This window comes from Candidatus Neomarinimicrobiota bacterium (genome assembly GCA_036476315.1).
Classification (GTDB): Bacteria; Fidelibacterota; Marinisomatia; order Marinisomatales; family S15-B10; genus JAZGBI01.
Map to the genome: position 1 here is coordinate 1 of JAZGBI010000028.1, position 8,172 is coordinate 8,172.

The window sequence follows — 8,172 nt, forward strand, 5'->3', positions numbered from 1 at the left end:
AGACAGCCGGATGTTCCGGGCAACAAGTTCAAGCTCAAACTGAAAGTTGAACAGGGAGGGGAAAGCTCCGAGTCTGAACTCGTTGTGGAAATCAGGTGGCTTGGCTTGACGGCTCACGTATCGAATCTGGACGAAGCTGTTGAGCAGATTCGCTATATTGCATCGCGGGATGAAATCGCCAAAATTCAGAGAGCCAAGAAAAAAAAGAGAGAAGATCTGTTCCGGGAGTTCTGGGAGGAGAGAGATCCGTCTTCCCATACTGCCGAAAACGAGTTGATGGACGAGTATTACAAAAGGGTTCGGTACTCAAATGAGAAATTCGGCACATTCCGTGATGGTTGGAAAACAGCCATGGGTATGATCTTCATACTGTTCGGTCCCCCTGATGATATTGAGGTGAGTCATTTTTCACCTCCTGACGGCCGCTCATATCAGAGATGGCACTACTATACAGTAAATCGAGCATTTCTCTTCGTTGACTACAATGGATTTGGCGATTACGAACTGTTAGAGCCATACTATTCACCGTACGGTTCGGCACGTAGATAACCTTATGCAGAAGGTTGCCCTGATTCCGGGTGACGGGGTTGGCCCCGAAGTAATGACCCAGGCGACGAAGCTGTTAGAAGCGGTCAATAAAGCGTATTCACTCGACTTTGAAACCGTAACCTTTGACCTGAGTGCCGATCATTTTCTCGAGACGGGCATAGCACTTCCTGAGGGGGTGATTGCTACGCTTAGGGATGAGATGGATGCCGTTCTTCTGGGGCCTCTGGGTGACCCACGAATCGCGGACGACCGCCACGCCAGGGAAGTCCTCAGAGGGCTCACAAGTGAATTGGATCTCTCCGTGGGAATGCGTCGGGTACGGCTTCTCTCCGCAGATCTGTGTCCCTTGAGCGGGAAAACTGAGCAGGATATCGATCTCGTGCTTGTCTGGGAGGCCACAGGGGGGATCTACACGGAGGTGGGTGGAACTCTGGACAAAGGAAGCGAGCACGAAGTGGTCATTGAACAGGAAGTGACAACACGACTGAGAGTAGAGCGCGTTATCCGGTTTGCATTCGACTATGCTGCCAGGAACGATCTGTCCAGTGTAACCCTGGGTCGCAAATCCAAAAACTACCCACACGGCTATGACCTTTGGAATCGGACATTCCGGGAGGTAAAGGCTGATTTTCCCGGTGTTTCGGCGTCTCAATTGCGATTTGAAACTCTAATTCAGATGATGTTGGATGCTCCCGAGAACTTCGATGTCCTGGTCACCAACCACCTTTTCGGCTCGATCTTGTCAGCTTTGGGTACGGCCCTTCAGGGAGGACAGGGATTGGTGGCGTCTTCCATCCTTTCTCCAGGAAAGATGGGACTCTTCCGGCCACTTCATCCTTCATTAACCCGCTACGCCGGGAAAGATTATGCCAATCCCATAGCTGCTATGACCTGTGTACAAGCTCTGATGGAATTCGCAGGGAAGGCAGAAATTTCCCACGCAGTTGAATTATCTATTAAGAAGGCATTGAAAAGCGGCTGGGTGACCCGTGACCTCGGCGGGAGCATGGGAACGAGCGAAGTGGGAGACTATGTCTGTTCAGCCCTCATGGACAACGCATCTTGAACAAGCCCCTTTTTTCCTAACTTAGTCTATTCATCAGCCTCCCTGCCGGCCTGCTCCCGAAGGATGAGGGCTGGCAGGCCCGATCCCTACTGAAGGGCGAGCAGGCGGGCGGGGAAGTCATTTACCCCGTGAAATATTACTTTGTATTTCACGGGGCAGGGGCACAAAGCTCTAATTATGGATCGGTCAGTGACAGAAGATGACGGTGATCTTTGATAAAACAAATGTAGCTCTGAGAATTCTTAAAGATCTTATTATCAATAGCCTTTGTCTCCTTTTCCACAGGAACTCCTTTGACCCGTAGGGTCTCCTGTGGAGGAGGAGTCTTGGTGGCGAATCTCATCTCAAGATCCTTTGGAAGATCCTTTGGATCTCATCTCAAGATCCTTTGGAAGAACATGCGGATCTCAAGATCCTGTGGATAATCCAAGCTAAGAAGTCTCCATTCAGAATATGTAGGCACAATCTTTTTTGTGAAGACAGACGTGTGACGTAACTTGATCTTGGTTATGGCAGACTTTACCTCCCGAGAGAAGGAGTTGCTTCACCTCGTTTTCTCTCCCAAATCGGTGGAAATGCTGACAGAGGCGTTTCCCGAAACCGATTCGTCTGACTGGGAATCAATCTATGCAAAGATACTGGGCCGGGCCGAGGGCGGAAACGAGTTGATCCTGTACGTTGACGGCTCTTCAAATGCCCTGACGCGATCGGCCGGGATCGGGGGTGTCCTCCTTTCCTCAAGCAAGGATGACGATGAAAGGGAAGAGATCTTGACCTTTTCCGAAAACATTGGGGAAGCCACGAACAATGTGGCTGAATACTCAGCTCTCATCAGGGGATTGGAGTATGCAAGAGAGCTGAAAGGAAAGAAGATTTCCGTTTTCAGCGATAGTGAGTTGATGGTTAACCAGCTGAAACTTGAGTACAAAGTAAAGAGTGACCGACTCATGAAGCTCTATTCCGAAGCCATGGACCTCTTCGACCAGTTTGATTCTTGGAATATCGGTCACATCCCACGGAGTAAGAATCGCAAGGCGGATATTCTGAGCAATCAGGCGCTGAAAAAACCCGTCCGGGAGGTTTCCAGTCAGCCCCGGGAGGATCGACAGAAATGAAGGCGCTGGTGACAGCAGGAGGCCATGGAACTCGATTGAGGCCCATTACTCACACAAAAAACAAGCATTTGATCCCCATCGCCAACAAACCTATGCTCATGTACGCCCTGGAGTATATTCGCGATGCGGGAATTTCCCAGGTGGGTATCGTGGTAAACGAAGATGATAGAGAAATTGAGACACTATTTGGAACCGGAAAGGAGTTGGGAATTTCTATTACGTACATTCCGCAGGAGGCACCTCTTGGCCTGGCCCATGTGGTCAAGACCTCTGAACCGTTCATTGGCCGGGAAAAGTTTATTTTTTATCTGGGTGACAATATACTGGTAGGTGGCATCGGTAAATTCATCAAGGAATTTGAGTCCAACGGATCGAATTGTCATCTCGTGTTGAGCCGGGTTCCTGATCCCCAGAGATTTGGTGTTCCCGAAGTTGTTGATGGACGCATTGTCTCAATTGAGGAAAAGCCGAGAAGACCGAAAAGCAAATACGCGGTGACAGGAATCTATCTTTATGACTCGACCATTTTCGAAGCCGTAAAGAGCATCCAGCCCTCGGCCAGGGGTGAACTCGAAATCTCAGATGCCCATCAGTACCTCCTTGACAGGGGGCTTCATGTCACATATTCCGAAATAACCGGCTGGTGGAAAGATACGGGGAAAGCATCGGACCTGCTGGAAGCCAATCGTTTGGTTCTTGACAACCTGGCAGGTTCAATTGACGGGGAAGTGGACGAGAAATCTACGATTAGTGGAAGGGTCGTCCTGGGAAAAGGGAGCAGGCTAACTGGCAGTACCGTGCGCGGTCCAGCCATTATTGGAAAGAATACGGTTATTGAGAAAGCGTATATAGGTCCATACACCTCCATTGCGGATGGGTGTCGAATTGTGGGAAGCGAGGTGGAGTATTCCATCATCATGGACGATTCAACGATTGAACACGTTGCACTTCGCATCGAAGCTTCTCTTCTTGGGCATGAAGTTAAGATCGAGCGAGCCGATACTAAGCCAAAGAGTCACCGTTTCCTCATTGGGGATCAAAGTCGAGTTGAGTTGTCTTGATGATTGAATCTCTCGATTCGGCGAAGGGGCAACCTCAGAATGATGTCAAAAGAGTTGCATTCCACACACTGGGATGCAAGTTGAATTTTTCAGAGACATCAACCATTGCCCGCGATCTCCTGGACCGGGGATTCAGTAGAGTGGATTTTTCAGACGTAGCGGATCTCTACGTGATCAATACCTGTTCTGTCACACGTGAGGCTGACAGGAAATGTCGAAAGGCCATAAGACAAGCAGTGAGGCGATCTCCAGATGCGTTTGTCGCCGTCACGGGTTGTTATGCTCAACTGAAACCTGATGAAATAGCCCGAATGCCTGGTGTGGATCTAGTTTTGGGTGTTGAAGAAAAACTTGACTTGCCCGGTCACCTCAACTCTTTGCGGAAGAAGCCTACTGCCGAAATCTACGGGTGTGAGACAAGAGATATTGAATCTTTTCAGCCGGCCTCCTCGATGGGAGATCGGACCCGTAGTTTTCTTAAGGTCCAGGACGGATGTGACTACACTTGCAGTTATTGCACTATACCTCTGGCAAGGGGTCGTAGCCGAAGCGACTCCATTGAAAGTACTGTTCGTTCAGCCGGACGAATCGCCGAGAACGGCGTCAAGGAGATCGTCTTGAGTGGAGTGAATGTGGGAGACTTCGGCAGAAACAATGGAGATACATTTCTTGACCTCATTAAGGAGCTTGATACGATTGAAAACCTTGAAAGGATCAGAATCTCCTCCATTGAACCTAATCTTCTGTCAAATGTCATCATAGAATTTGTGGCAAATTCCCGCAGATTTGTTCCTCATTTTCACATTCCCCTTCAATCAGGATCGAATAAGATACTGGGACTGATGAGAAGGAGGTACACAAAAGAGCTGTATTCCCAGCGTGTCAAGATGATCAAAACGTTAATGCCCGGTTCCTGCATTGGTGCAGACGTGATGGTGGGCTTTCCAGGTGAAACCTGGAACGACTTTCTGAATTCCTTCCGGTTCCTCAAGAACTTGGATGTCTCCTATTTGCACGTATTTACTTACTCGGAACGAGACATGACGGATGCCATTGAACTCTCCGGATCGGTCCCTCAGAGAGAAAGGATCAGGAGAAGCAGAAGGCTCCGTCTGCTGTCCAAGGAAAAGAGGACGATCTTTTACAACCACCATGTGGGTCAAAGTGCGATTGTCCTTTTCGAGAGTTACCGCAACGGTATTCTTTCGGGATGGACGGATAATTATGTTCGCACTCATGTGCGTGGTCCCCGGTCCCTTCAGGGTTTCCTCGCTCAGGTGAGATTGATGTCAAATGAGGGTGAGTACGTGGAAGGTGAATTGTTGAATTGAGTCCGTCCCCCTTCGTGAGCATCGCCGGAAACATAGCAGTGGGTAAGACTACGCTGACTCAGATAGTTGCTGACAGACTGGGCTGGCGACCGTATTTCGAGTCCGTTGAGGATAATCCATATCTCCAGGACTTTTATTCAGACATGGAAAGATGGAGTTTCCACCTGCAGGTCTATTTTCTTTCCAAACGTTTTAGAACTCAGAGGGAAATGACCGAAGGAAACAGTCCCGCCATTCAGGATCGGTCCATCTATGAAGATGTGGAAATATTCGCAAGGAATTTGTATGAGTTGGGCCACATGACGGAAAGGGACTGGAACAACTATTCCGACCTTTTCTCAGAAATGACAGCACATTTGGTGAAGCCAACATTGATCGTCTATCTCAAAGCTTCCACAGACACACTCATAACCCGGCTTAAGAAAAGAGGCCGTGGATTTGAAAAAATGGTTTCGCCCGAGTATCTTCACCGCTTGAATATGGCTTATGGTCAATGGATTCGACAGGCCCGGGAACAGTTTTCGATCTTGACAGTTGAAACTGACGAATTCGATGTGTTCAATGATGAAAACCGGTTGGAAGACATTCTCTCAGCGGTTGAAAGCGGGTGCATGCTCGACTGAGAATCAGAAATCGGAAACGAAGAGCAACTGTTTGACTAAGAACGATATTATGTGTAGTTTTGTTGGCGTTATGGGATAATGGGATGAGGCTAGGCTTTCCCACCGCAGCATTCCTCCTGAGCCTGCCGTTTGCTCTCGAATGCAACGATTTCGAGACAACCGCTGCTTTCTCAAATGCATCCCTCAGTAAAGACGAGAAGGGGTCAATCTACCTCACCATCGACTCCGAAGAGGAAATTTCGGGTCTCCAGTTTCTCCTTCAGTATGACGAAAGTAGACTTATTCTCGGCAAACCCGAGATTTCACCCAACAATCAACACTTCACAATATATACAGGGGTCGATTCCAATATCCTTGAGGTTGTGGCTGTAAGTCTCGAGGGTAAGACTCTCGATCTGAGTGAACCGGTATTGATGATCCCTCTGGAGGCGGCCAAGGAGTTTGAAAGTGTAGAGCATTTGACGGTGAAGGAGTTTGAGGCCGCTTCTCCCTCTGGAACCAAAATCAATCTCAGGGTATCTGCCGGCAAGATTTATGTCGTACCTTCATTGCCCTCCAAGTTTCGACTCACCCAGAACTTCCCCAATCCTTTTAGTTCCGAGACGATCATCAGATTCGACTTACCGGAGGATGCCGTCATTTTGCTCGCTATTTACGACGTGTCGGGGGAGAAGGTAAAGGAGCTGAGGAGTGAAATCGTTCCCGCGGGATCTTACTCGGTATCGTGGGACGGAAAGGACACTGAGGGGAGGCCACTTTCATCAGGTGCGTATTTCTGCTCACTAAAAGTAGGGGTTAACTATCATAGCATAAAGATGGTCCTCCTGAGATGATCTGTCCGCTTGCACTTTCTTAAACACAGTTCACACCATCAAACCACCATATCTGACTCTCACAAGAGATAATCCATAGCGATGACTATAAGCATGAAAGCAGTTATCATCGGTGGTGGAGAAGTTGGCTTTCATCTCGCCAAGGGGCTGAGTGAAGAGAACTTTGACATTACGGTCATTGATATTAGTCAGGCCAAGGTCAGGCGTGCATCCGAGAATTTGGATGTTATCGCAGTTCTGGGAGACGGAGCCAGTCCTCAGGTTCTCAAGGAGGCGCGAGTCCAGGATGCGGATGTCGCCATTGCGGTGACACGGGTTGATGAAGTGAATCTTATCGCCTCCCAACTGGCCCATGAGCTGGGCGTCGCCAAGATTGTCGCCCGGTTACGAAACACCGAGTATAGCCACCGGAACACGATCATACATCCGGAAAGGTTCGGCATCGATAAGGTGATTCACCCCGAGATGGCAGCCACGAAGGAAATCTTACGTGTCGTCATGCAGACTGCTGCAACGAGTGTCGTGGAATTCGAAGGGGGAAGGCTTCAACTCATTGGTATCCGACTTGAAAACGGCTCCCCACTCATTGATATGGAACTCGAGGATTTCAGAGGCAGGAATCAGCAAGTCTCTTTCATTTCCGTCGCAGTTATGCGGGGGATGAAAACGATCATTCCGAGGGGTGATCTCCGATTCGAACCAAATGATATCTGCTATTTTCTTGTTAGAAAGGAGGAGGTGGCCACCCTCCTTGAAATGACAGGTAAGCCTGTCAGAGAAACCCGTAATGTCATGATTCTTGGCGCAAGCAAGATAGGGAGGGCTGTGGCGAGAGAGCTCCAGGACCAGATTCACGTGCGCTTGATTGAAGAAAACATGGAGAAGGCACAGCAGGTCGCGCCAGATCTGGAGAAGACACTGATGCTTCAGGGAGACGGGACAGACATTGAGCTCCTCAAGTCTGAAAATGTGGACGAAATGGACAGTTTTATTGCGGTTACCCAGAATCAACAAACCAATCTACTTTCGGCACTTCTCGCCAAACATCTGGGTGCCAGGCAATCCCTGGTTCATGTATCCACCGCTGAATATATTTCCGTGATGAAGCTAATCGGCCTGGACGCAGTGATAAGTAAGAACATGTCCACGGTAAACGCCATTCTGGAGTACCTCAGAAGTGATCAGAACGTGCTGTTTACCAGTTTCGAGGATATCGATATGGAAGCTCTTGAGTTCAGACCGACCCCTGGAAGTGAGGTAACCAAACACGTTTTGGGAGATGTCAAATTTCCGAACGACAGCGTTGTGGGTGCCGTTAACCATCACGGGCATATTTCCATCGCATCAGGTGACACCCAAATCACCCATGAAGATTCCGTTCTTGTATTCGCCCTTCCCGACGTAATTCCCAAGATGGAAAAACTGTTCTCTTAGCCAATTTATGCACGTTCGTAGTATCCTGAACGTCATAGCGGCCCTCGTATCTATTCTGGGCCTCACGATGTTGCCTGCCGCAGCCTGGTCCTTTTACTACGGAGATTCAGATGTGAGGGGCATCCTGCTCTCATCGGCGATCACGGTGATCATAGGGGCT

General features: G+C 49.0%; 8 protein-coding genes. All 8 read left to right on the forward strand.

The features are described from left to right. Nucleotides 1-549: GWxTD domain-containing protein (locus tag V3U24_03325; protein MEE9166480.1), on the forward strand; the 549-nt coding region annotated here is incomplete at its 5' end. Between the two features lie 4 nt (nt 550-553). Next, complete coding sequence (locus V3U24_03330; GenBank protein MEE9166481.1) at nt 554-1,615, forward strand: isocitrate/isopropylmalate family dehydrogenase; 1,062 nt, start codon at nt 554-556, stop codon at nt 1,613-1,615. Nucleotides 1,616-2,154: 539 nt separating this feature from the next. Next, nucleotides 2,155-2,730: a ribonuclease HI family protein gene (locus V3U24_03335; GenBank protein MEE9166482.1), complete on the forward strand. Its 576-nt coding sequence runs from the start codon at nt 2,155-2,157 to the stop codon at nt 2,728-2,730. Next, nucleotides 2,727-3,791 carry a glucose-1-phosphate thymidylyltransferase gene (locus V3U24_03340; GenBank protein MEE9166483.1) on the forward strand — a complete coding sequence of 355 codons (1,065 nt, stop codon included), beginning with the start codon at nt 2,727-2,729 and terminating at the stop codon, nt 3,789-3,791. The genes V3U24_03335 and V3U24_03340 overlap by 4 nt, the downstream gene beginning before the upstream one ends. After that, nucleotides 3,791-5,122 (forward strand): tRNA (N(6)-L-threonylcarbamoyladenosine(37)-C(2))-methylthiotransferase MtaB, encoded by a 1,332-nt coding sequence (gene mtaB, locus V3U24_03345; protein ID MEE9166484.1) that lies wholly within the window; start codon nt 3,791-3,793, stop codon nt 5,120-5,122. Before V3U24_03340 ends, mtaB begins: the two co-directional genes overlap by 1 nt. Further along, nucleotides 5,119-5,745: a deoxynucleoside kinase gene (locus tag V3U24_03350; GenBank protein MEE9166485.1), complete on the forward strand. Its 627-nt coding sequence runs from the start codon at nt 5,119-5,121 to the stop codon at nt 5,743-5,745. The genes mtaB and V3U24_03350 overlap by 4 nt, the downstream gene beginning before the upstream one ends. Nucleotides 5,746-5,828: 83 nt before the next feature. Beyond that, complete coding sequence (locus tag V3U24_03355) at nt 5,829-6,578, forward strand: FlgD immunoglobulin-like domain containing protein (protein ID MEE9166486.1); 750 nt, start codon at nt 5,829-5,831, stop codon at nt 6,576-6,578. Between the two features lie 93 nt (nt 6,579-6,671). After that, complete coding sequence (gene trkA / locus V3U24_03360) at nt 6,672-8,012, forward strand: Trk system potassium transporter TrkA (protein ID MEE9166487.1); 1,341 nt, start codon at nt 6,672-6,674, stop codon at nt 8,010-8,012. The last annotated feature ends 160 nt before the right edge of the window (nt 8,013-8,172 follow it).

Excerpts from the sequence above, each read along its gene's own strand:
- V3U24_03340 (MEE9166483.1), top strand. The coding sequence starts at position 2,727 with ATGAAGGCGCTGGTGACAGCAGGAGGCCATGGAACTCGATTGAGGCCC.
- V3U24_03355 (MEE9166486.1), top strand. The coding sequence starts at position 5,829 with ATGAGGCTAGGCTTTCCCACCGCAGCATTCCTCCTGAGCCTGCCGTTT.
- V3U24_03330 (MEE9166481.1), top strand. The coding sequence starts at position 554 with ATGCAGAAGGTTGCCCTGATTCCGGGTGACGGGGTTGGCCCCGAAGTA.
- mtaB (MEE9166484.1), top strand. The coding sequence starts at position 3,791 with ATGATTGAATCTCTCGATTCGGCGAAGGGGCAACCTCAGAATGATGTC.
- trkA (MEE9166487.1), top strand. The coding sequence starts at position 6,672 with ATGAAAGCAGTTATCATCGGTGGTGGAGAAGTTGGCTTTCATCTCGCC.